Here is a 21707-nt window from a genome sequence, read left to right on the forward strand (position 1 = left end):
GCGACGCCGTGGTCGGCCCAGGTGAGCATCTCGATGTCGTTGGGCATGTCGCCGAACGCCACCGACGTCACTGGGCCGAGGCCGGCGAGGTCGATCAGCGTGCGCAGCCCGGACGCCTTGTGGGTGTCGGGTACCGAGAGTTCGATCAGGCCGTGGGAGGTGGAGTAGGTGATCTGGGCAAGATCGCCTACCTCGCCGGCCAGAACGGTGGCCATGTCGCGGCTCTGCATCTCCGGCACCCGGACCAGCAGTTTCACGGCTGGTTCGGCGAAGATCTCGTCGTTGGAAACCTCGATGTGGTCGGGGTTGAGCCAGGCGTGCTGGTAGCCGGGCGAGGCCACGAACGGTGGGGTCGCGGTGTCGTAGGCCGAGTTACCGGCACGTTCAGAGGCGACACCGGCGGTGGGCAGCAGCCGGGCGACTATGTCGCCGAGGTGCCGCTGCACGTCGGGGGCGAGTTGCGCCGCGTGCAGGATCCGGTCGTTCTCCAGGTCGTACACGATGGCGCCGTTGGCGCAGACGGCGTACCGCACCCGGGCGCGGGTTCCGGCGAACTGCTCGGTGATCTCCGGAATCCAGCGCGGCGGCCGGCCAGTCGCCAGCACGAACTCGGTTCCGGCGTCACGGGCGGCGCCGAGCACGTCGAGGGTGCGCTGTGACACCAGGCTGCAGCTGTCGATGAGGGTGCCGTCGACGTCGCTGGCGATCAGCGTCGGCGGCTGCGATAGGCGCGGCGTCACTCGGGTTTCTTTCTGGCCCGTCTGGCCTGGTCGGCGGCGTCGAGTTCGTTGGCTTCCTCAAGGGTGGGCGCCGAACCACCGAGCCGGGCGGGCACCCAGAACTCGCCCGACGGATGCGTGCCGTAGGCGTCCTGCAATTCGAGCAGCTTCTCGCTCATCACCTTGTGCAGCTGCGCGGTGATCGCGTCCGCGTCGCCGACCGGGTCGATCGGCTCGCACACGCTGATCAGGATCTTGACCCCGGTGCGGCCGAGGCGCTTCGGGTGGCCCTTGGTCCAGATGCGCTGCGAACCCCACATCACCGTCGGGATGATCGGTGCGTTCGCATCCAGGGCCATCCGCGCCGCGCCCGACTTGAACTCCTTGATCTCGAAGCTGCGGGAGATCGTCGCCTCCGGGAACACGCCGACGAGTTCGCCCTGCTTGAGATAGTCGACGGCCTGCGCGTAACTCTCGGCACCCGCGCCGCGGTCGACGGGGATGTGCCGCATCCGCCGCATCAGCGGTCCGGCGATCTTGTTGTCGAAGACCTCTTTCTTGGCCATGAACCGCACCTTGCGACGCCCCTGCAGGAAGGCGGGGATACCGGCGTAGGTGAAGTCCATGTAGCCGGTGTGGTTGACCGCGACCACACCCGGCCCGGTCTTGGGAACGTTCCCGACGCCGGATACGCCGAATTTGAGGCCTTCGGCCAGCCACAACAGTCGGGCAGCGGTGATCACGGTGCCATAGAGGGGTTCCATGACGACGAGCTTAACCAGGTGGGCGCGGATCGGTCGCGCCGTTACACCATCCGGTACACCATCCGGAGTCGCACCCGCCGATGTGTATGTCCCGTCACATCCGCACCAGGTGTGACAGAGGGCCCAGTCCTGACGCCATCGGACTCGATACTCTGGACAATTGACGTACGCATCGCGCCAGCCCGCGCGACACCTGAAAGGCCCAGATCGTGAAGATCACCAGCATCGGACATGCCGGTTTCCACATCGAGACCGCCGCCGGCTCGATCCTCTGCGACCCGTGGGTCAATCCCGCATACTTTGCCTCCTGGATCCCGTTCCCGGACAACTCCGAGCTGGACTGGAAGGCGCTCGGCAAGTGCGACTACCTGTACGTCTCGCACCTGCACCGCGACCACTTCGACGAGGTCAACCTGCGCGACAACGTCGACAAGGACACCACCGTCCTGCTGCCCGACTATCCGGTGCCCGACCTCAAACGCGAACTCGAACGACTCGGTTTCCACAAGTTCGTCGAGACCACCGACTCGGTGAAGACCACTGTCACGGGCGACAAGGGGTCGCTCGACATCATGATCATCGCGTTGCGGGCCCCCGCCGACGGCCCGATCGGTGACTCCGGGCTCATCGTGTCCGACGGCGAGACGGTCTGCTTCAACATGAACGACGCCCGGCCCGTCGACCTCGACGTCGTCGACGAGGCGTTCGGGCATGTCGACGTGCACCTGCTGCAGTATTCGGGCGCCATCTGGTACCCGATGGTCTACGACATCCCCCGCAAGTCCAAGGCCAATTTCGCGGCGCAGAAACGTCAGCGCGGCATGGACCGGGCACGTTCGTACATCGATCAGGTCGGGGCCACGTGGGTGGTGCCGTCGGCGGGGCCGCCGATGTTCCTCGATGAGGACCTGTACTCGGTCAACGACCTCGGTTCCGGCATCGCCGACAGTGACATCAAGGCCGGGGCGATCGGCGATCTCGACGTGGCGCCCGGCACCAATCCTGTGCCCGGCGACGTTACGTCGATCTTCCCCGACCAGATGACGTTCCTGGAGCAGATGCGCATCCACGGCACCGACGACGGCGTGAAGCATCGTGGGCTGATGATGGTGTCGGGGTCGGCGGCCGATTTCACCGGGTCGACGCTCGACGGCATCGAACATCCGTATCCGCCGGAGGAGGTGTTCGGCCCCAACAAGAAGGCCTATCTGGAGCGGATGCAGGCCAAGTTCGCGCCGATCATCGCCGCGGAGAAGGCCACCTGGGCGCCCGCCGAGGGCGACAAGCTGCTGCCGGCGCTGCGCGACCTGTTCGAACCGATCATGAGGCAATCAGATCTGATCTGCGACGGCATCGGCTATCCGGTCGGTCTGGTGATGACCCCGCACAGTTCATCGAAGGAAGTCACCGACGAGACCGAGATCGTCGTCCTGGATTTCCCGAATCGTATTGTGCGCGAACCGAAGGAGGGTGAGGGAAAGTACCGGTACGGGTTCCGCATCGCCACCGAGATCGTGCGAACGGTGTTGCGCGACAACGAACCCGACTGGGTCAACACCATCTTCCTGTCGACCCGGTTCACCACCTGGCGCATCGGCGGCTACAACGAGTACCTGTACACATTCTTCAAATGCCTCACCGACGAACGCATCGCCTACGCCGACGGCTGGTTCGCCGAAGCGCACGACGACGACGCGTCGATCCGTAAGGACGGCTGGGAGATTCAGCGCCGCTGCCCGCACCTGAAGGCCGACCTCGACAAGTTCGGCGTCGTCGACGGCGACAAACTCACCTGCAACCTCCACGGCTGGGAATGGAACCTCCCCACCGGCCGCTGCCTCACCACCAAGGGCCACGACCTCCGCGCCGAAAAGCTGTAAAATCGTTCCCGCTCAACGGATTCATTCGACGCTGAATTGATCCGCCCGGTGCTGAGGGAAATTGTTGAGCGGGAAGGGTTGTTCAGGCCACGGGGACGTGCACTGTTGAGTTTTCTGCTTTTTCTACGGTGGTCACCGCGCCTGACCATGCGAGCACCACCCCGCCTACTACGGCCGCACTGAATGCGACGATCGCCACCGGGCCCCAGCCGGACCTGGTGACGTCGCCGAGGAAGGCGATGCCGATCGCACCTGGCAGCACCGTTTGCCCGACGACCAGCGCCGCCGCCGCACCGTTGACCGACCCGGTCTGCAACGCGATGGTGAACAGATAGAAGCCGCACATGCCGCTGATGAGCAGACCGTAGAACGCCGGATCGGTGAACAGGGCGGTTACGTCGAACGGGTCAAGACCGTCAACGATCCGGGACGCGACCGCCATCACCCCGAAGATCGCGCCCGCGATCAGGCCGGTGGCCGAGGCGATATGACGATGCAGCCGGCGCATCGCGACGATCCCGAGCAGCAGCAACAACGGACCCGCCGCGAGCACGGACCAGTGCATCCACCGCTGATCGTCGACGCCCTCCTTGCCCGCCGACACCGCCAGCAACACGAGCGAGAAGACCACCACCAGCACCGCGATCCAGTCACGTAGCGACAGGTGGATCTTCATCACCACCATCGCCAGCAGCGCCGTGGCCACGAGCCGCGCCGAGATGATGGTCTGCGACAGGAACAGCGGGATCATCCGGGCCGACGCGATGGTGGCGACGAAACCGATGACGTCGAAGACGAATCCGATCAGGAACGGGCCGGTGATCATGGTCGCGCCGGTCGATCGCAGCGACGGATGCGACTTGTCCGAGCAGCGTCGTTCCTCGATGGTCGTCGCGCATCGTGACACCCGAGCCGCGCCGAGTGCCTGCAGCACCGCCGCCGCCGCGAACGCGAACGCGCCGACCGCCGCGACAATCGAACCCGCGATCATCGGCCGGACCCGGACCCCGCGTCCGGCATGTCGATGGAGTCTGCGGCGCGGTTCATGGCTACACCTTTACTGCTGTTCGGGTTCCAGTTGCTCGTCCGGAGTGCCCGGGCCGTCGGCATACGCGGAATCCCTCGATTCGCGGGTCTGCTGGAAGGATTCCGAATGCCTGCGGTCCACTTTACGCAGCACCAACTGGCCGTAGGGCAGTCCGAGCAGGTAGAGGGGACCTTTGTACCCGGTGCGGGTTTTGCGCAGTTCCGCCCGGTAGATGAGGTCGCCGAGCCCACCGGGGGTGACGACTCCGCCCGCGCGGGTCTGCCGGATCACGTACTGGTTGGTGTTCCACGGCCCGACACCGCTCTCGTCGTAGTACAGCCGGTTCCCGATCACCCGTGCGTTGGACGGCAACGGCGACGGCGTGAACGCCGGACCGCCCGTCACCACGGTGGTAAGCTCATAGAATCCCGGCTCGACCTTCGCCGACGCCGGTCCGGCACCGGTCACGACACCCCCGACGGCCGCCGCCCCCACGATGACGCCTGCCACGGACTTCCCCACCCAATGCTTCGTCATGTCCGGAAAGTGTAGCGGGCGCCACAGCATACATACAGTTGTGGCGTCCGCCCGTCCTAAACCCCACGAATAGACCGAGGCATCGCAATTATTGCGATGCCTCGGCTCAGCGGTGGGGTTTAGGACAGCTACTTCGGCTCAAGGACCTCGGTGCCGACGAACCGGGCCAGTTCCGGCGGCAGGACGACCGAGCCGTCGGGCTGCTGGTGGTTCTCCAGGATCGCCACCAGCCAGCGGGTGGTGGCCAGAGTGCCGTTGAGGGTGGCTGCGACCTGCGGCTTTCCGTTGTCGTCGCGGTAGCGGATCGAGAGGCGCCGGGCCTGGAAGGTGGTGCAGTTGGAGGTGGAGGTGAGCTCGCGGTAGGTGTTCTGCGTGGGCACCCATGCCTCGCAGTCGAACTTGCGCGACGCCGACGAACCGAGGTCACCACCGGCGACGTCGATCACCCGGTACGGCACGTCGATCGCGGCGAGCATCTCCCGTTCCCAGCCGAGCAGCTTGCGGTGTTCGGCCTCGGCCTCCTCGGGTTTGCAGTAGATGAAGCCCTCGACCTTGTCGAACTGGTGCACGCGGATGATGCCACGGGTGTCCTTGCCGTAGCTGCCGGCCTCGCGCCGGAAGCAGCTCGACCAGCCCGCGTACCGCTTCGGCCCGTCGGACAGGTCGAGGATCTCGTCCATGTGATAGCCGGCCAGCGGCACCTCGGAGGTACCGACGAGGTACAGGTCGTCGTCGGGCAGGTGGTAGATCTCGGCCGAATGCGCGCCGAGGAAACCGGTGCCCGCCATCACCTCGGGCCGTACCAGCACCGGCGGCACCATGAGGGTGAAATCGTTGGCGACGGCCTTCGCGGCGGCCATGTTGAGCAGGCCGAGCTGCAGCAACGCACCCTGACCGGTGAGGAAGTAGAACCGCGACCCGGACACCTTGGTGCCGCGTTTCATGTCGATCAGGCCGAGCGACTCACCGAGTTCGAGGTGGTCCTTCGGGTCGTCGATCTGCCGCGGCTCACCCACATGCTCAAGGACGATGAAGTCGTCCTCGCCGCCTGCCGGGGCATCGTCGGCAACGATGTTGGAGATCGAGCGATGCGCCGCCTCCGACGACTCGCCCGCCTCGTTCTGCCGGGCGACAGCCGCTTTGACCTGCTCGGCGAGTTCCTTGCCGCGTGCGAGCAGCGCGGCCTTTTCCTCGCCGGACGCCTTGCCGACCTGCCTGCCGAGCGCTTTCTGTTCGGCGCGCAGACCGTCGGCCTCGACGATCGCGTGTCTGCGGGTCGCGTCGGCGGTCAGCAACGCATCGACCAGACCCTCGTCCTCGCCGCGTTTGCGTTGCGAGGCACGGACGAGGTCGGGGTTGTCGCGGAGAATCTTGAGGTCGATCACGAAGGAAAACACTACCGGCCTGCCGCTTCGCGGCTTCATTTCCGGCATGGTTCTTCGGTCATATCACCCGGGGAGGCATGATAGACGGTGATGAACGATCCAGACGAGGACCGCGACCCCCGGGTCGAGGGCGACACCGAACCGGATGCGGACGGCCTCAGCGGCCCCGGCACCGACGATTCCGATGCCGACGACACCGCAGATTCCGATGCCGACGGCACCGACGAATCCAGTACGGACGACACCGCTGAATCCGATGTCACCGAATCCGATGCCGCCGACGGCACCGATGTGAACGATGCCGATCCGAGCGATGCCGATCCAAGCGATGCCGACGCGAAGCAGGCCGACGCGGACGAAGCCGACCACAACCCGGCCGGTCCGGACGAAGCCGAGCCGGAGAAAGTCAGCCTGGACAAGGCCGGCGCGGACGAGACAGACGGGGGCGAGACAGACCCGGGCGAGACAGACGGGGGCGAGACAGACCCGGGCGAGACAGACGCGGACGCGGCAGACCCGGGCGAGGCCGACACCGACGACTGGGTCGCCGCCGACGACGGTGCCGAGACCACGGTGCTGCCCGTTGTCGACGATGAGTCCCACAGGCTTGCCTACACACAGGTTTCCGAGAATCCCCCCGCAGCCCCGGGCGACAGCCCGAATAAATACTCAGGCGACAGCTCGAACAACAACTCAGGCGACAGCCCGGCTGACAACTCTGGCGACAACCCCGACGAGGGCCCGAACAACGACGCCGAGTCCGAACCAGAACGCCGATCCCGCTCAGGTGCGCTCGCCAATCCGCTGCGGGTAGTGCTGACGGCCGCGATCATCGGTGCGCTCATCGCCGGTGCGATCGGGATCTTCCAGGGCATCGGCGACGGCGGCGACGTCGCCAACACGGGCATCGGCGGTAAGGAAAAGCTGGCCAAGAACGCGTTCACCGAGTCCGCGGCGGGCGATTGCCTGGACTGGGCGGCCGGCAATCCGGGCGATCCCAAGAAGGTCGACTGCCAGCTTCGGCACCGATTCGAGGTCGCAGGGCCCCTCGACACCGCGCTACTGCCGGGTTCGGAGTTCGGTGAGTCCGCGCCGTGGCCCGGCGTCGCGCGGTTCGCGCAGATCCGCGACGAGCAGTGCGCGGTGATCGCCGACCGCTACCTCGGCGGTAAACGCGACCCGCACGGCCGGTTCTCGGTGAGCATGATGTTCCCGTCGCAGGTGCAGTGGGACAAGGGGGCGCGGGAGTTGCGCTGCGGTCTGCAGCAGACCGGGCCCGACGGTCAGCCCGCCCAGTTCTCCGGCCGCGTGGCCGATCAGGATCAGTCGTTCAAGTGGGCTCCGGGTACCTGCGTGGGTATCGACGCCGCGCGCAAGCCCACCGTCGAGGTCAATTGCACCGAGAACCATGCCTTCCAGACCACCGGGACGGTGGATCTGTCGGTGAAGTTCGGTGACCGGCTGTCGGGGCGGCCGTGGCCGTCGAAGGATGAGCAGAACGCGTTCCTGGCGTCGGTGTGTCCCGGCCAGGCCGAACGGTTCATGGGCGGCAAGGCCAAGCTGGAGGCCACCACGCTGAACACCCAGTGGTCGGTGATCCTGGAGCCGAGTTGGCTGGCCGGCAGTCGCACCGCCGTCTGCTATCTGGGTCTGCCGGACCAGGGCGGTTTCGCCACGCTCGTAGGCGATGCCCGCGAGACGCTGCTGATCAACGGCAAGCTGCCGGTGCCGCCGCCGCAGGCGCCTCCCGGCCGGGCGCTGCCCACGCCGGTGCCGCTGCCTGGTGGGTACGAGGCGAATCCGGTGGAGGTTCCCGCTCCGGCGGGGTAGTGCGATGCCCGTCTACATGTCCGACGACGAGTTCGACGGGTTCGTGTCGGACGCACTCGATCAGGTGCCGGCCGAGTTGTCCGCCGAGATGTCGAATGTGGTGATCCTCGTCGAACCCGAGAACGCGGAGGACCCGCACATTCTCGGGTTGTATTCGGGGGTGGCGCTCACCGAACGCACCCACGACTACGCCGGCTATCTGCCCGATACCATCACCATCTACCGTGATCCGATTCTCGGGATGTGCCACTCCCGTGAACAGGTGGCCCACGAAGTGGTGGTGACGGTGATGCACGAGATCGCGCACCATTTCGGCATCGACGACGACTGGCTGCACGCCAACGGTTGGGGATGACGGGGGTTGACGGTTACCGAAAGCATGACTGTACTGTCATCGGTATGACCACCGTCTCAGTGATCACCGGCGCGGGCGGCATGGGCGTGCCCACGGCGCGGCTCCTCGGTTCCGGCAACCACATCGTCCTGTTCGACATCTCTCAGGACCGCCTCGACGCGGCCGTCGCCGAACTCGACGGCACCGGGCTCGACGGCACCGGGCTCGACGGCACCGCGGTGACCGCGATCCTCGGCGATGTCACCGACCGGGTCGCCGTCGACGGATTGTTCGCCGCCGCAACGGGTATCGGCCCGATCGCGTCGGTGGTGCACACGGCCGGCGTCAGCCCCCGGATGGGCGATGCCGAGTTCGTCAGCCGGATCAACGCACTCGGCACCGTGAACGTGAACGAGGCTCTGCTGGCACTCGATTCGGGTGCGATCTCCGACGGGGTCGCCATCGTGAACGTCGCGTCGATGGCCGCCCATATGGTGCCCACCGAACTCATTCCCGAGAAACTCTTTCCCGGGGCGCTGACCGACGCGGAGACCTTCATCGCCGCCCTGCTCGAGATATACGCCCCGTACCCCGAGCAAGTTCAGTCGGGTTTCGCGTACGGGATCAGCAAAGCATTCGTGAAGTGGTATTCGTCGGCACAGGCCGAGCGTTTCACCATCGCCGGTATCCGCATCGTGTCGGTGTCCCCCGGTTCGGTCGACACCGAGATGGGCAGGCTCGAAGCCGAATCCGGCGCGGGTGCGCTGCTCGAGGGCGCCAACGTGCCGCGCTGGGGCACCGCGCAGGAGATGGCCGATTTATTCGCCTACTGTGTCAGTGACAAAGCCGGATACCTCACGGGCACAGACATTCTCAACGACGGCGGCGTCATCGCGTCGATACGGGCCCGGGCCGCCGCCGCCGAGGCGTAGACCCTCGCCGGTGGGCTTTCACATCAGCCCATCGGTTCTACGACCAGGGGTTCGTCGTTGCGACCGAAGGGGGCGGGTGTGGCACCCCAGCGTTTGCAGACCCAGACACCCGACTCGGTGTATTCGATCTCGATAGAGCCAGTGTTGCGCAGATGTGTTGCGGCGGCAAACTTTCGGTCGATGCCGGTGAGGGGGGAGGCGATCAGCCGGATCACCGCACCGTGACTGACGACGTACACGTCGCGCGGGTCGGATCCGGCCAGGTGGGTGGCGGCGAGGTGATCGATGACGGGCAGGTACCGGCCGTGCACCATCGTCAGCGATTCGCCGCCGGGAATCCGGGCGTCGACTTCGCCTGCATACCAACGGTTCACGATATCGGTGAACACGCCGTGCGCCTCGTCGTCGTAGCGGGATTCGAGGTCGCCGACCTGGACTTCGTGAATCCCTTCGAGGGCAACGGGATCGACGTCCCACACCGATGCGATGGCCTCGGCGGTCTCCACCGCCCGCCGCGCCACCGAACTGACCAGTACCGGCTCGCGAGCGGGACGATTGTCGAAGCCGAACCGAACCCCTTGCCGGACACCGAAATCGGTGAGCGAATCACCAGGCAGCGCGGTGTCGAGGCGGTGCATGACGTTGGCGGTGGTCTCGCCGTGCCGGATCAGGTGCAGTGTCGCCGCCATCTACGTCTCCCCCTGTAGCTGTCCGGTGAACCAGTCGACGCTCTCGGCGGTATCCGGCGGCGGCGATCCCACCTCGTTCTCGGCCGGCCACGAACCCAGGAACACAACGGATTCCACGTTGCGATGCAGTGCGCGCAGAGCCTCGCCGACGGCGTCGTCGCGGATGTGCCCGACGGCGTCGAGATAGAACCGGTACTGCCCGGCAGAGGTCTTGTCGAGCCTCAGGTCACGCCGCGGCCGCGACTCGATCCGGGTGAGATCGACTTTGCGCGTGGCGAATTCGTCCATCGCCCGCATCAGGCTGCCCGGCTCGTTGGGCAGGCCGAGGATGACCGCGGTGCGGTCGGACCCGGTGCGCGCGGGCGGTGGTGCGGGCCGACCGATGAGCAGAAAACGGGTCACCGCGTCCTGGGCGTCGGCCACCCCGTCGGCGAGCACCGTGAGCCCGTGCAGCCGAGCGGCCGGGCCGGTGGTGACCGCGGCGTCGGCGCGACCCTCGACGACGTCGATCGCCGCACCCGAGTTGGACGAGGCGATGACGAACGAGGCGTTCGGGTAGAGCCTCTCGATGCTCAGCCGCACCTGTGCGGAGGCCACCGGGTAGGCGGCGACGGTCCGCACCCGCTCGGGTTCCAGTGCCCCGGCGGCGGCCACGGTGAACGCGATCGGCAGCGTGACCTCGGCGAACACCTGCACGCGGCGGCCGTCGACGGGCACCAGCGCGTCCATCGTCGCCGGCACCGAACCCTCCAGCGAACTCTCGATGGGGACGCAGCCGTAGTCGGCGACTCCGTCGCGCACCATCGCGATCGTTGCGGTGGGGCTGGGTGCGGCGATCGTGGTCACCGGACCGGCCAGCGCGGGCACGTCCTGAAGCGGCAGTCGCGCGGTCAGCAGTCGCTGCAGCGCCATCTCGGTAAAGGTTCCGGCGGGACCGAAGTAGGCGATCACCGGCGGGTCGGGCGACACAGACACGACCAAAGGTTACCGGCAGCAGGTGACCGGACCCGTCCGGTTCGAGTCCTTGTGACCAAAAGTTGGCATTGACCTGGTCCACCGGCGAGGCTTAGGTTAGGGTTGCCTTATTGATGCACGACATCCCCTGTCCGAGGAGCACTCATGACACAAGCGGTCACCAGCCGGCCATCACACGCTGAGCTCATCGTCACCGCCTGTCGACGGGTCTCCGACGCCATGCTCGCCGTCGAGGGAACCGAACCCACTCCGCTCTCGGTGGTGCACCTGTTCGAATCGCAGGCCTTCATCCTCGCCCCCACCGACGGTGAGGCCATGGCCGCCGTACACGCCGCCGACGGCCTGGCCGCGATGCTGGAGATCACCGACTGCGCCCCCATCGACCTGCGCGAACGTGTCCGGTCCCTGATCTGGCTCAACGGCACCCTGTTCCCCGTGCCCGCCGACCTCGAACGCGACCTCGCCATCGAAATCGCCGCCGAACACCCCGACGACGGCCTCCTCGACGTCGGCCACGGCCACTCCCTGCTCCGCCTTCAGCTCAACTCGGCCGTCATCGCCACCGGCTCCGGCGCCGCGTCCGTAACCGCCGGCGACCTCGCCGGCGCCACCCCGGACCCGTTCTGGGAGTACGAGAACGACTGGATCGCCCACCTCGACGCCGACCACGCCGACATGGTCGGTCAATTCGCCCGCAAACTGCCCAGCCATCTGCGCACCGGCCGCGTCCGCCCCCTCGGCCTCGACCGCTTCGGCATCCGCTTCCGCATCGAAGGACCCGACGGCGACAACGACGTCCGCCTCGCCTTCCCTCGCCCCGTCACCGACGTCCACGAACTCTCCTACGCCCTGCGCGGCCTGGCAGGCTGCCCCTTCATCAACAGCCTGCCCGAATAGCGACGTCGGTAGCCTGGCGCGTATGCGCGCCAACCTCCGCCTGATCCTGCGGCCACCCGACCGGCCGGGTATCGACGCGGTCACCGACCCGGTGGCGCGGCGCGGCATCGTCATCGAGCTGGTGATCGTCGGGGTCCTCACCTTCGGGTTCTCGGCGCTGTCGGCGGCGCTGTCACTGCTCGAAGCACAACTGGCCGGCGGCATCGGCAACACCACCATTGCGCTCAACCCGGCCACCTCCGATCTCGCCGCACTCGACGCGATCCGGCGGCTGATGCAGGCCACCCGGCTGTTCGCCGTCGCTGCGCTCGGCGCCTATCTGCTGTGGCGCGCCGGGCTGCTGCGCAAGGTGGGTCTGGGCGTCGGTCCCGTGGCATCCGATGTGCCGCCCGCCCTCGCCCTCGCCGCGGTCATCGGGCTGCCCGGCCTGGCGCTGGTGGCCGTCGCCCGCGCGCTCGGCATCAACGCGACCCTCGTGCCCGCCGACGCCGACGGACTGTGGTGGCGGTGGCCGCTCCTGATCCTGCTCGCCATCGGCAACGGCGCGGCCGAGGAGATCGTGGTGGTCGCGTACTTCATCACCCGGCTCCGGCAGCTCGGCCTCACCGCCAACGGGGCGCTGGCCTCCAGCGCCCTGCTGCGTGGCGGCTACCACCTGTATCAGGGCATCGGCGCGGGCATCGGAAACGTCGTCATGGGGCTGGTGTTCGGCCGCTGGTATCAGCTCACCAACCGGGTGTGGCCGCTGGTCATCGCCCACTCCGTCATGGACATCGTCGCGTTTGTCGGCTATGCGCTGCTTCGCGAGCATCTGGGGTGGATCACGTAACCTGCCGTGTCAGTCGGATGAGTGGCCCCGGTCCCGTGGTGGCGTCGCGATGCGTAGATTTGGTCGGGTGAACGGGAACGAACCGCCGAACAGGCGACGCCGAGGGAGTGAACCCCCGGCGCCGCCGGACGGGCGTTACCCGCCTCGCGGGTACCGGACGCCGCAGAGTCCGGCCGACGGTGGCCGCCACGCCAAACCTCCCCGGCAGGAACCGCCCCGGCAGCGTCCCGCGGGTCCGGGATTCCCCAAGCAGCAGCCCCCCGGCCAGGCGGCGCAGCATCGTCGGCCCGCCGAACCACCGGCCGCGGCGCCGATACCCCAGCTCAGACCCGAGGATCGGCAGCCCGCCCAACCCCGGAACGGCAACGCCCAACCCCAGAACGGCAACGCCCGACCCCGGAACGGCAACGCCCAACCTCAGAACGGCAACCCTCCACCACCCGAGTACGCGCCCACGGTGCACGCCCAGGCCAGGCCCGCGTTCGCCTACTCCGGGACGCCCGGAGAGAACACACCGCCCAGGGACGTCCCCCGGCACGGCAACCAGCCCCGGCCCGATCGACCCGATCCCGGCCCTCGGCAGGGCCCGGCCGGTGTGGAACCCGTGCGGGTACCGGCGCAGCGGCACCCATACCAGTCGGCCCCACCGCCATCCGCGGTCCCGTACGGCGAACCGCCACGCGAGTCGCCGCGCCGGTCACGCAACCCGCTCCGGCGCCTCCCCGGCCGACCAGCCGGCCTCGGGAAGATCGCGCTGATCCTGGTCGTCGCGATGCTCGTCTCGACGGTCGCGGCCGTCTTCTACTTCGACAACCAGTTGCGTCGTGTCGACGCCCTGTCCTCCTACGACGGCAAGCCCGGACCGACACCGGGTAACACCTGGCTGATCGTCGGCACCGACTCCAGGGAGGGTCTGTCGCAGGAGGACAAGGACCGCCTGGCGACCGGGGACAGCGACGGCGCGCGCACAGACACCATCATGCTGGTGCACAAACCGCCGAGCGGCCGATCGATGATCATCTCCATCCCCCGCGACCTGTACGTCGAAGTTCCCGGCAATGGCCAGCGAAAGATCAACGCCGCCTTCAACTTCGGTGGTCCCAAGCTGCTGGTGCAGACGGTCGAACAGCTCACCAAGTTGCGCATCGACCACTATGGGGAGATCGGTTTCGGTGGTTTCGCCGACCTCGTCGACGCCGTCGGCGGCGTCAATATCTGCATCGACAAGAACCTGAACGATCCCAAGGCCGGACTGAAACTGAAGAAGGGCTGCCACGACCTCAACGGCAAGCAGGCCCTCGGCCTGGTGCGCACCCGCGCCTTTCCCAACGCCGACCTCGAACGCGTGGTCAATCAGCGCAAATTCCTGTCCGCGCTGATGGCCAGGGCGACCAGTCCGTCGGTCGTGCTCAATCCGTTCCGGCTCGTTCCGTTCGTGAACGGTGCGGTCAACTCGCTGACCGTCGACAAGAACGATCACATCTGGAATCTGGCCGGCCTGGCGATGGCCCTGCGCGGTAATCCGATCACCACGACAACGCCGAATGCGGGTGCTCAGGTGACCGAGGAGGGGGATTCACTCATCGTTGGTTCCAACACGGAAGAATTCTTCAACTACTTACGGGAAGGTAAATCCGTCCCCGACGCCATGATCGAAAACAACGGTGGCGCAATCGAATAGCGAATCCGAACCATTGCGTACGAGTACTGAGGCTTACCTAATCAAATGCGATCCGAGGTAGGTTCGCCTTACTATTGTTAGGCTGACTTTGGATGCGCAAAGGGTATTGATGCTCCTACCATGTCCACTATGACCGAGCTGATCGACAACACCGTACGCACCAAGTTCCACGACCTTCTGAACGACCAGATCGCCAACGAGTTCTCGGCCTCGCAGCAGTACATCGCCGTCGCCGTCTACTACGACGGCATCGACATGCCGCAGCTGGCCCGCCACTTCTACCGGCAGGCCGTCGAAGAGCGCAACCACGCGATGATGATCCTGCAATACTTCCTCGACCGCGACATGCACATCGAGCTGCCCGGCGTCGACGTCCCGCGGTCGGAGTTCGACAACTACAAGGCCCCGATCGACCTGGCGCTGGCGCAGGAGAAGCGCGTCACCCAGCAGATCGTCGATCTGGCGCGCGCCGCCCGCGACAACGGCGACTACCTCGGCGAGCAGTTCATGCAGTGGTTCCTCAAGGAGCAGGTCGAGGAAGTGGCCACCATGACCACTCTGCAGACCATCGCCGAACGTGCCAACGGCAACCTGTTCGACGTCGAGAACTTCGTCCAGCGTGAGTTCGCCGGCGCAGCCGGTGCCGACGCCACTGCGCCGGCCGCCGCGGGCGGGACCATCTGACGTGGCCCATGCCTGTTGAGGTGCGAGCTTGCGAGCCTCGAAACCGGTGAGATGACATTGTTCTCTCGCGAGGTTTCGAGGCTCGTCGCTTGCGCTCCTGGCACCTCAACCGGCGAAGGGGCTCAACCGGCTGGGGAAGCTAGCGCAGGGTGACCTGACGGCCGCGGATGCCGTCGCGCGATCGGCGCTGCGCCGCGGTCAGGTCGCTCGTGTCGGCCAGTGCCTCCACCAGGTGGGCGTCGAAGGTGTTCAGCGCCTGCGTCCACTCGGTCGGGTGCCGCTCGGCATCGAGATCGAACACCGGCACGAGCAGCCCGTGCGTGCGGAACGAGCCGGCGAACCGCGACCCCTCGCCCAGGGTCAGGTTCCCGGCCGCGTGGATCCGCGCGAGTGCGCTCATCAGGTCGTCCTCGGGTTCGGGCCGGACCCAGCGCAGGTGGGCCCGTTCCCCCGCGTCGACCCACCACGGGGCGCCGATGCCGCTGTCGTTGGTCAGGCGAGCCGTCGGCAGGATGGTGTCGTTGGCCCGCTGCAGCATCTGCCCCACCTCCGGCGTCACCGCGGCACCCGGATGCAGCCACCAGCCGAAGTCGTCGTGCACGGTGATGTCGAGCACCGCGTCGGCAACGAGCAGGTCGGTCAGCGGCGCCGGGTCGCCGGCGTCGGCGAAGTCGGAACCGACGGCCGCCGTCGTCGCCCAGGTGATCGCCGACGCCAGTCCCACCGCCACGTCGGCCGGTTCCGGATCTGTTTGGGTGGCGACGAAAGCCTGTGGTGCACCATCGGTTTCGCGCACGATACCGGGAACGGCGCCGGGCAGGACGGTCCCGAGCACGATGCTGCGGCCGTCCGCCGGGGTGCTCGCGAGTTCGAGGGTCGCGGTCGCCGACGCCACGAACGCGCGCAACGCGACCAGATCACATTCGGCGGCCAGACCGCCGAACGGCCGCGCCGGTGCCTCCAGCGCCGCCTCCTGCCGCGCCCGGCGGGCAGCCACCCGCTCGGCCCGATTGCTCCCCGGACGTGGTCCGCTGCCGCGCTTGCTCTTCTTAGCCATGGCTCTACCTTGGCAGATGGCGGTAACGCCGAGGGGACCGGTCCCCACTGCCCCGGATCAGACGCTGACCAGCCATTCGCGCACCTGGGCGGGGGTGTTGGTGGCGAGCCAGCGCACGCCGAGTTCGGCGCAGAGTGCGACGTCGGCGAGCTCGTCGACGGTCCAGCAGTAGGTGACCCGGCCCGATGCGGCGGCCCGGTCGACGAGGTCGGGGTGCTGGCGCAGGGTGCCGATGGACGGGCCGATGCCCGTGGCGCCGACTGCGGTCGCGGCACTGCCGCGCAGGACGCGGGAGGTCTCACCGAGCAGGATCGTCGGCAGCATCGGGGCGTTGCGGCGGATGCGCCACACCCCGGCCGAGGAGAACGAGATGACGACGGCGCGACTGTGGTCGGCCGACGGCGGAGTGGCGACGCCGAACTCCTGCAGTGTTTCCAGGATCGCCTGTTCGACGAGGCTGCCGTAGCGGACCGGATGTTTGGTCTCGATGAACAGCCGGACCGGCCGGCGCCAGTCGAGGGTGAGGGTGAGCAACTCGCGCAGGGTGAGGATCTGCGCCGGTTTGCCGTCGGCGTGCCAGCTGCCGAAGTCGAGTTCGCGCAGCTGCGCGAGCGACATCTCGCTGACGACGCCGGTGCCGTCGGAGGTGCGGTCGACAGTCCGGTCGTGGATGCAGACGAGCTGATGGTCGCTGGTCATGCGGACGTCGCATTCGAGGCCGTCGGCCCCCTGGGCGAGCGCGAGCTCGTACGCTTTCGCGGTGTGCTCGGCAGCCTCCCGCGACGCACCGCGATGAGCGACGACAGCGGGCTTCCCCGACCGCGAGACGTGGTCAACCGAACTCATCGACACCCCTTACCGTGCGGCCCGGCCCGCCGGTCGTCCCCGGTCCACAACGCCTCCGGCCCACATCTGGTCATTGTTGCGCCACCTGCACCCATCGGCGAGTCGGCGCGTCGATGTACGGCGTGTCGTCGAAGACGCGGATCAGCCTGGGCAGCACCCACCGCACGAACGCTGCGGACAGCGCAGCCGACACGATGGTCAGCCACAGGCCGTCGGCACCGGTCTGCAGGGAGTCGGACCGGCCCGCGATGAACCGGGTGACCAGCGCGGCGACAGCGGCGAGGTTGACGATGGTCCAGGCGATCGCGGTGCGGCCCGAGACCAGGTGGGCGCGGCGCTGGTCGATGTCGTCGCGCTGCGCGATGAGTTCACGGACCAGGACGGGCGCGCCGGCGAGGTTGACCAGCGGGATCGCGGCGAACACCGTGAGCTGCCAGCGCGGGCGCGGATCGAGTCTGTCATGACGCCGGTAGGCGGCGGCACGGGCCCCGCGCAGCCAACCGACGACGGACACGGTGGCGGTGGCGAAGAAGACGACGGCGGTCAGTCCTGCCGCCCATACCAGGACGACGGACGCGATGTCGAGCCACGTGGGAATCGGCGTGGTGCGGTTGATCACCAGCAACACGTACCGCAGCAAATGCACGACGGCGGTGACGACCAGCGCGATGGCCGTCACGTGCAGCGTCGCGTCGAGTCCGCCGCGCCGGGCATCGGCGGCAGCGTCTTGCGCACCGGTGACCGGCCGGTCGTGCAGACCCCAGGTGGGGAGATAGCCGTACCGCGGTATCAGTGCCGGTCCCTGCCGGTGCGCGGGCCGCGGCGGCGGGAACGTCTCGGGTGGGCGCCGGGCGACCCACCGCACGTGCGGGCTGCGGTACATGCGCGGCGCGTTGGCGGGCCTGGTGTGCCCCACCCGGGGAGGTTGCCCCGGCACAGGCGCGGGGCCCGCGGACCCGGCAGCGTTGTCGATGACACTCAGCGGCCCGCCGCAGCGCGGGCACTGCGAGCGTCCGGGTTTGTGAGGTGCCTGGATGCGGCACCGGGGGCACAGATCAATCATCGACCCGACTCGACGGGCTTTCCGCTCTGCACCCAGGACAACATGCCGCCGGCCACGCCGCTGCCGTCGTAACCGTTGCGGAGCAGGTACTGCAGGACGCGTTCCGAGCGTCCGCCCGAGTGACAGATGACGAACAGTTCGGCGTCGGGGTCGATCTCGTCGAGGCGGGCGGCGACCTCGGTGAGCGGGATGTGGATAGCGCCACGCACGTGGCCCGCCTCCCACTCGTCGTATTCGCGCACATCGAGCATCAACCGGCCGGGTTCGTCGGTGAAGTCGTCCGGCAATTGCGTCACCGGGATCTCGGGGATGTCGAACATGCTCACGCAGTCCATGGTGTCACAGGGCATCGCGTCGGCGGGATTCTATTCACAGGGTGGCCGCTCACAGACGGGCGAGTTATACAGAATCCGCTTCTCGGGCTGTGGATATCCCTGTGGAATTGTGGATAACAACTGCACAAACCGGCTTCTGAGTGATGTACGTCACCGAAAATCGGGAACGGTCCGGCAGGAAGTTCACGGAAGTGAAGGTATGGATGATCCACAGCTGTTTACAGCTCTGTGGATAACTTGGGGAAACCTGTTGATGAAACCCCGGCCCGCGGTGCCGCTCAACTCCCGCGGCGGTGCCGCTCAACTCACGGCGGCGGTGCCGCTCAACTCACAGCGAACTCCCGCAGCCGCTGCACCTCGGTATCGAGCTGGGCGCGTTGCGCCCGGTCCGGCTCGCCGAAGAGTTCGACGTTCACCCCCGGTCTGGTGAGCGACCAGGTTCCCGACAACCAGCCGTCGATAAGGACGAGTCCGCGCATCAGTCCGTTGGTGGTCTTGATCGCGTTCAGCGCGTCCTCGCCGGCCACCCGCCGACGATCCGCGGCGGCCGTGACGACGTGGTCGTAGGGGGCCAGCAGCCGCACCGGGGCGGGTTCGTCCGCGGCGGCCAGACCCAGACCGTCCAGGTCGTACAATGTTTCGCCGTCCGGGCCGGTCAGCTTCTCCAGCTCCCAGTCGGCTTCCATCTTCTCCACCAGCGGCTTCAGCCCGCCGATACCCGACCACATCTGGATCGCCGCGACCGTGGCCGGCCCGAAACCGCGCAGATACAGCCGCACCAGTTCCGCGCGCGCGTCGTCGCCGGTGAGCGCCGGTTCACCCGGACCGGCCCAGTCGTCGAACAGGCTGTAGGTGGGTTTGCCGCTGCCCGACCACAGGCCGCGCGGGGGCACCTGAACGAGCGCCAGGGCGCAGCGGACCACTCTGGTAAGGGTGGCCGGCACCTCGTCGGGGAATCGCTGCGCCAGTTCTCTGCCCAGGTCATCGCCCCCGATCGGGCCGGCGGCGAGCAGGCCACGCGCGGCATCGACAATGGCCGCCGGCGTCGCCGAAACCAGCTTGCGGGCGTGCGTGCCGGTGAGTTCGGCGTCGAGTGCGGGCTGTACCGCGGGCCTGATCCACCGTGCGTCCTCGGTGTCGATGAGGCAGATCGTGCTGCGCAGCAACGCCATCCGGACCGTCTCGCGGTCGATCATCAGATCGTCGAGTTCGTCGGGGGCGAAGTTCTCCAGTCGGGCATGCAGCCCGAAAAACGCCGCCTTGGGATCCTGCGATTGCATGCCGACGACCCGGTCGAGAACCTCGACGGCGTCGTCGTCGACACGGGCCAGCAGGTGCTGACGCTGCAACAGAGTCCGATTCCACTGTTGCAGGCTGATCCGATCGCTCACGCGGGATACTTCAGCCCGGTCGACGAGTGACAGCGGTAGCCGTTCGGGTTCTTCGCCAGATACTGCTGGTGGTAGTCCTCGGCGTAGTAGAACCAGCCGTCGCCGGCCTGCGCGAGCGGTGCGATCTCGGTGGCTATCGGCCCCAGACCCGCCGCGTCGACGACAGCGGCGAACCGTTCCGCACTCTCCCGTGCGAGCCGCGCGTCGTCGTCGGACACGGTGTAGACGGCCGAGCGGTACTGGGTGCCGACGTCGTTGCCCTGCTGCATCTCCTGCGTCGGGTCGTGCGTCTCCCAGAACACCTTGAGAATGCCTTCGAGGTCGATGACCTGCGGGTCGAACACCACCAGCGTCGACTCGGTGTGTCCGGTGCGTGCGGTGCACACCTCCTCATAGCTCGGGTTGGGCGTGTATCCACCGGCATAGCCGACGGCCGTGGTGTACACGCCGGGGACCTGCCAGAAGATCTCCTCGACGCCCCAGAAACAGCCACCGGCCAGGACGACCGCGTGCCGTCCGGAAAACTCGCCGATACCTGCGGCCGACTCCGGATCGTCGCCGCGCATGGGGTGGCCGAGCACCACATTCGCGGCAGCCACGGCCACCGGGGTGGTCCGGCCCGGCAACGCCTGGTCCGGGGTGATCATCGTCCGCTTCGACGAAGCCCCGGAGAATACTTGATCAAGCCACGACATGCCGGTAACTCTACGCGCGTCCCCCGAATCGGGACTTGTGTGATAGCTGCAACTCGTGATTCAATCGCGACTGTGACTGCTATCACGATGCAGTCACGTTGCACGACACCGGGTGTTAACCCGCAGTTCAGACCGGTGTTAACCCGCAGTTCAGGTAGGCCTGAGGTTCAGGTAGGCCTGAAGTTCGGGTGACCCGTAGAAGGACGGAGAGGCCATGGCCGCGCACGCGACGACGCGTCACACCCAGCCACGCCCGACCCGGCCCGCATACGCGGCAGCCCGGCCGCCGGAAGTCGGCACCGTACGAGCACCGCATACGGCCGATTTCCCCGTCATCATGGATAGCATCGGCAATCGTTGCCGCGTCACCGCTCTCTCCATCGTGGTCCTGCTCGCCATCGTGCTCGCCCTTGTGCTTCTCTGAGCCAGTAGTGCTTCTCTGAGCCAGTACTTCTCTGAGACCGGCACCATCTCGCCATCCGGTGAGCCCGGTCGCGTTCACCGCCACTCAAGGCCGTATGTCGCTACCGGTGCGAGTAGGTTGATTCTGGGACTATTGGCCCTGGGAATATTGCTCAGGCCTCACCCGCTGAGTAAATGTGAAGTATCCCCCACCCGCATTCGTGCGTTGGGGCACTGCGTCCACCCGGGCGCGGACAGCAGCTCAACACTCGTCAGAGAGGACCATCGTGGCTGAATACACCTTGCCGGAACTGGACTATGACTACGGCGCACTGGAGCCGCACATCTCCGGGCGGATCATGGAACTGCACCACAGCAAGCACCACGCCACCTACGTGAAGGGCGCCAACGACACCCTCGCCAAGCTGGCCGAGGCCCGCGAAGACGGCACCATCGCCGGCAAGGCCTACGGACTGTCGGCCACCCTCGCCTTCCACCTCGGCGGCCACACCAACCACTCCATCTTCTGGAAGAACCTGTCCCCCAACGGTGGCGACAAGCCCGAGGGTGAACTCGCCGCGGCCATCGATGACCAGTTCGGCAGCTTCGACAAGTTCCACGCCCACTTCACTGCGGCCGCCACCACCCTGCAGGGTTCGGGCTGGGCCATCCTGGGCTACGACACCATCGGCGGAAACCTGGTCGTCCTGCAGCTCACCGACCAGAGCGGCAACATCCCGGCCGCGATCATCCCG

At 67.2% G+C, this 21707-nt stretch carries 23 protein-coding genes; 10 read left to right on the forward strand and 13 right to left on the reverse strand.

Going from position 1 to position 21707, the window contains the following annotated elements; translation table 11 throughout:
- Together Q0627_RS02135 and Q0627_RS02140 are read right to left on the reverse strand one after the other, a co-directional pair.
- Positions 1 to 740: HAD hydrolase family protein (locus Q0627_RS02135; RefSeq protein WP_298807476.1), on the reverse strand; the 740-nt coding region annotated here is incomplete at its 3' end.
- A complete protein-coding gene (locus tag Q0627_RS02140; RefSeq protein WP_291012426.1) occupies positions 737 to 1483 on the reverse strand; it encodes a lysophospholipid acyltransferase family protein in 747 nt (248 codons plus the stop codon). The genes Q0627_RS02140 and Q0627_RS02135, both read right to left, overlap by 4 nt.
- 209 nt (positions 1484 to 1692) lie before the next feature.
- Between Q0627_RS02140 and Q0627_RS02145 the strand changes: the two genes are divergently transcribed.
- Entirely contained in the window at positions 1693 to 3363 is a 1671-nt protein-coding gene (locus Q0627_RS02145) for an MBL fold metallo-hydrolase (RefSeq protein WP_291012424.1), read from the forward strand.
- A gap of 82 nt (positions 3364 to 3445) precedes the next feature.
- On the opposite strand, the gene Q0627_RS02150 is transcribed toward Q0627_RS02145, so the two are convergent.
- The 3 genes from Q0627_RS02150 to serS form a co-directional block, all read right to left on the reverse strand.
- Positions 3446 to 4354: an EamA/RhaT family transporter gene (locus Q0627_RS02150; RefSeq protein ID WP_291012422.1), complete on the reverse strand. Its 909-nt coding sequence runs from the start codon at positions 4352 to 4354 to the stop codon at positions 3446 to 3448.
- Positions 4355 to 4420: 66 nt separating this feature from the next.
- Positions 4421 to 4927 (reverse strand): hypothetical protein, encoded by a 507-nt coding sequence (locus tag Q0627_RS02155; RefSeq protein ID WP_291012419.1) that lies wholly within the window; start codon positions 4925 to 4927, stop codon positions 4421 to 4423.
- A 128-nt stretch (positions 4928 to 5055) separates the two neighbouring features.
- Positions 5056 to 6312 carry a serine--tRNA ligase gene (gene serS / locus Q0627_RS02160; protein ID WP_291012416.1) on the reverse strand — a complete coding sequence of 419 codons (1257 nt, stop codon included), beginning with the start codon at positions 6310 to 6312 and terminating at the stop codon, positions 5056 to 5058.
- An 804-nt stretch (positions 6313 to 7116) separates the two neighbouring features.
- Here serS and Q0627_RS02165 point away from each other — a divergent pair.
- The 3 genes from Q0627_RS02165 to Q0627_RS02175 are packed head-to-tail and all read left to right on the forward strand — an operon-like array spanning position 7117 to position 9408.
- Positions 7117 to 8142, forward strand: coding sequence for a septum formation family protein (locus Q0627_RS02165; RefSeq protein ID WP_291012478.1), 1026 nt, complete (start codon positions 7117 to 7119; stop codon positions 8140 to 8142).
- A 4-nt stretch (positions 8143 to 8146) separates the two neighbouring features.
- Positions 8147 to 8497, forward strand: a complete 351-nt coding sequence (locus Q0627_RS02170) for a metallopeptidase family protein (protein ID WP_291012413.1) — start codon at positions 8147 to 8149, stop codon at positions 8495 to 8497.
- A 44-nt stretch (positions 8498 to 8541) separates the two neighbouring features.
- On the forward strand, positions 8542 to 9408 hold the full coding sequence (locus Q0627_RS02175; RefSeq protein WP_291012410.1) for an SDR family oxidoreductase: 867 nt from the start codon (positions 8542 to 8544) through the stop codon (positions 9406 to 9408).
- A gap of 23 nt (positions 9409 to 9431) precedes the next feature.
- Here Q0627_RS02175 and Q0627_RS02180 read toward each other — a convergent pair whose 3' ends face one another.
- Both Q0627_RS02180 and pheA read right to left on the reverse strand, forming a co-directional pair.
- Positions 9432 to 10097 (reverse strand): histidine phosphatase family protein, encoded by a 666-nt coding sequence (locus tag Q0627_RS02180; protein ID WP_298807477.1) that lies wholly within the window; start codon positions 10095 to 10097, stop codon positions 9432 to 9434.
- Complete coding sequence (gene pheA, locus Q0627_RS02185; protein ID WP_291012477.1) at positions 10098 to 11009, reverse strand: prephenate dehydratase; 912 nt, start codon at positions 11007 to 11009, stop codon at positions 10098 to 10100.
- 207 nt (positions 11010 to 11216) lie between these two features.
- Here pheA and Q0627_RS02190 point away from each other — a divergent pair, with 207 nt between their 5' ends.
- From Q0627_RS02190 to Q0627_RS02205, 4 genes are all read left to right on the forward strand, one after another.
- Entirely contained in the window at positions 11217 to 11969 is a 753-nt protein-coding gene (locus Q0627_RS02190; protein WP_291012405.1) for a DUF2470 domain-containing protein, read from the forward strand.
- 22 nt (positions 11970 to 11991) lie between these two features.
- The gene (locus Q0627_RS02195) at positions 11992 to 12798 is read left to right on the forward strand and encodes a CPBP family intramembrane metalloprotease (RefSeq protein WP_291012402.1); all 807 of its coding nucleotides are present in this window, start codon (positions 11992 to 11994) and stop codon (positions 12796 to 12798) included.
- 67 nt (positions 12799 to 12865) lie between these two features.
- Entirely contained in the window at positions 12866 to 14479 is a 1614-nt protein-coding gene (locus Q0627_RS02200; RefSeq protein ID WP_291012400.1) for an LCP family protein, read from the forward strand.
- Between the two features lie 120 nt (positions 14480 to 14599).
- Positions 14600 to 15163, forward strand: a complete 564-nt coding sequence (locus Q0627_RS02205) for a ferritin (protein ID WP_291012397.1) — start codon at positions 14600 to 14602, stop codon at positions 15161 to 15163.
- Positions 15164 to 15302: 139 nt separating this feature from the next.
- Here the strand turns inward: Q0627_RS02205 and Q0627_RS02210 are convergent, their stop codons facing one another.
- From Q0627_RS02210 to msrA, 6 genes are all read right to left on the reverse strand, one after another.
- Complete coding sequence (locus Q0627_RS02210) at positions 15303 to 16220, reverse strand: DUF5926 family protein (RefSeq protein ID WP_291012394.1); 918 nt, start codon at positions 16218 to 16220, stop codon at positions 15303 to 15305.
- 57 nt (positions 16221 to 16277) lie between these two features.
- Positions 16278 to 17066, reverse strand: a complete 789-nt coding sequence (locus Q0627_RS02215; protein ID WP_291012391.1) for a glycerophosphodiester phosphodiesterase family protein — start codon at positions 17064 to 17066, stop codon at positions 16278 to 16280.
- A gap of 70 nt (positions 17067 to 17136) precedes the next feature.
- Complete coding sequence (locus Q0627_RS02220) at positions 17137 to 17982, reverse strand: DUF4328 domain-containing protein (protein ID WP_291012388.1); 846 nt, start codon at positions 17980 to 17982, stop codon at positions 17137 to 17139.
- A 143-nt stretch (positions 17983 to 18125) separates the two neighbouring features.
- Positions 18126 to 18449: a rhodanese-like domain-containing protein gene (locus tag Q0627_RS02225; protein WP_291012475.1), complete on the reverse strand. Its 324-nt coding sequence runs from the start codon at positions 18447 to 18449 to the stop codon at positions 18126 to 18128.
- Between the two features lie 338 nt (positions 18450 to 18787).
- Entirely contained in the window at positions 18788 to 19855 is a 1068-nt protein-coding gene (locus Q0627_RS02230; RefSeq protein WP_291012386.1) for a winged helix DNA-binding domain-containing protein, read from the reverse strand.
- Positions 19852 to 20550, reverse strand: coding sequence for a peptide-methionine (S)-S-oxide reductase MsrA (gene msrA, locus Q0627_RS02235; protein WP_291012383.1), 699 nt, complete (start codon positions 20548 to 20550; stop codon positions 19852 to 19854). The genes Q0627_RS02230 and msrA overlap by 4 nt, the downstream gene beginning before the upstream one ends.
- Positions 20551 to 20764: 214 nt before the next feature.
- Here msrA and Q0627_RS02240 point away from each other — a divergent pair, with 214 nt between their 5' ends.
- Entirely contained in the window at positions 20765 to 20974 is a 210-nt protein-coding gene (locus Q0627_RS02240; RefSeq protein WP_291012381.1) for a hypothetical protein, read from the forward strand.
- Between the two features lie 265 nt (positions 20975 to 21239).
- Positions 21240 to 21707, forward strand: a 468-nt coding sequence (locus tag Q0627_RS02245) for a superoxide dismutase (protein ID WP_298807481.1), incomplete at its 3' end; no start/stop codon positions are given.

Origin of the sequence: uncultured Gordonia sp., assembly GCF_937858515.1 — a bacterium.
Classification (GTDB): Bacteria; Actinomycetota; Actinomycetes; order Mycobacteriales; family Mycobacteriaceae; genus Gordonia.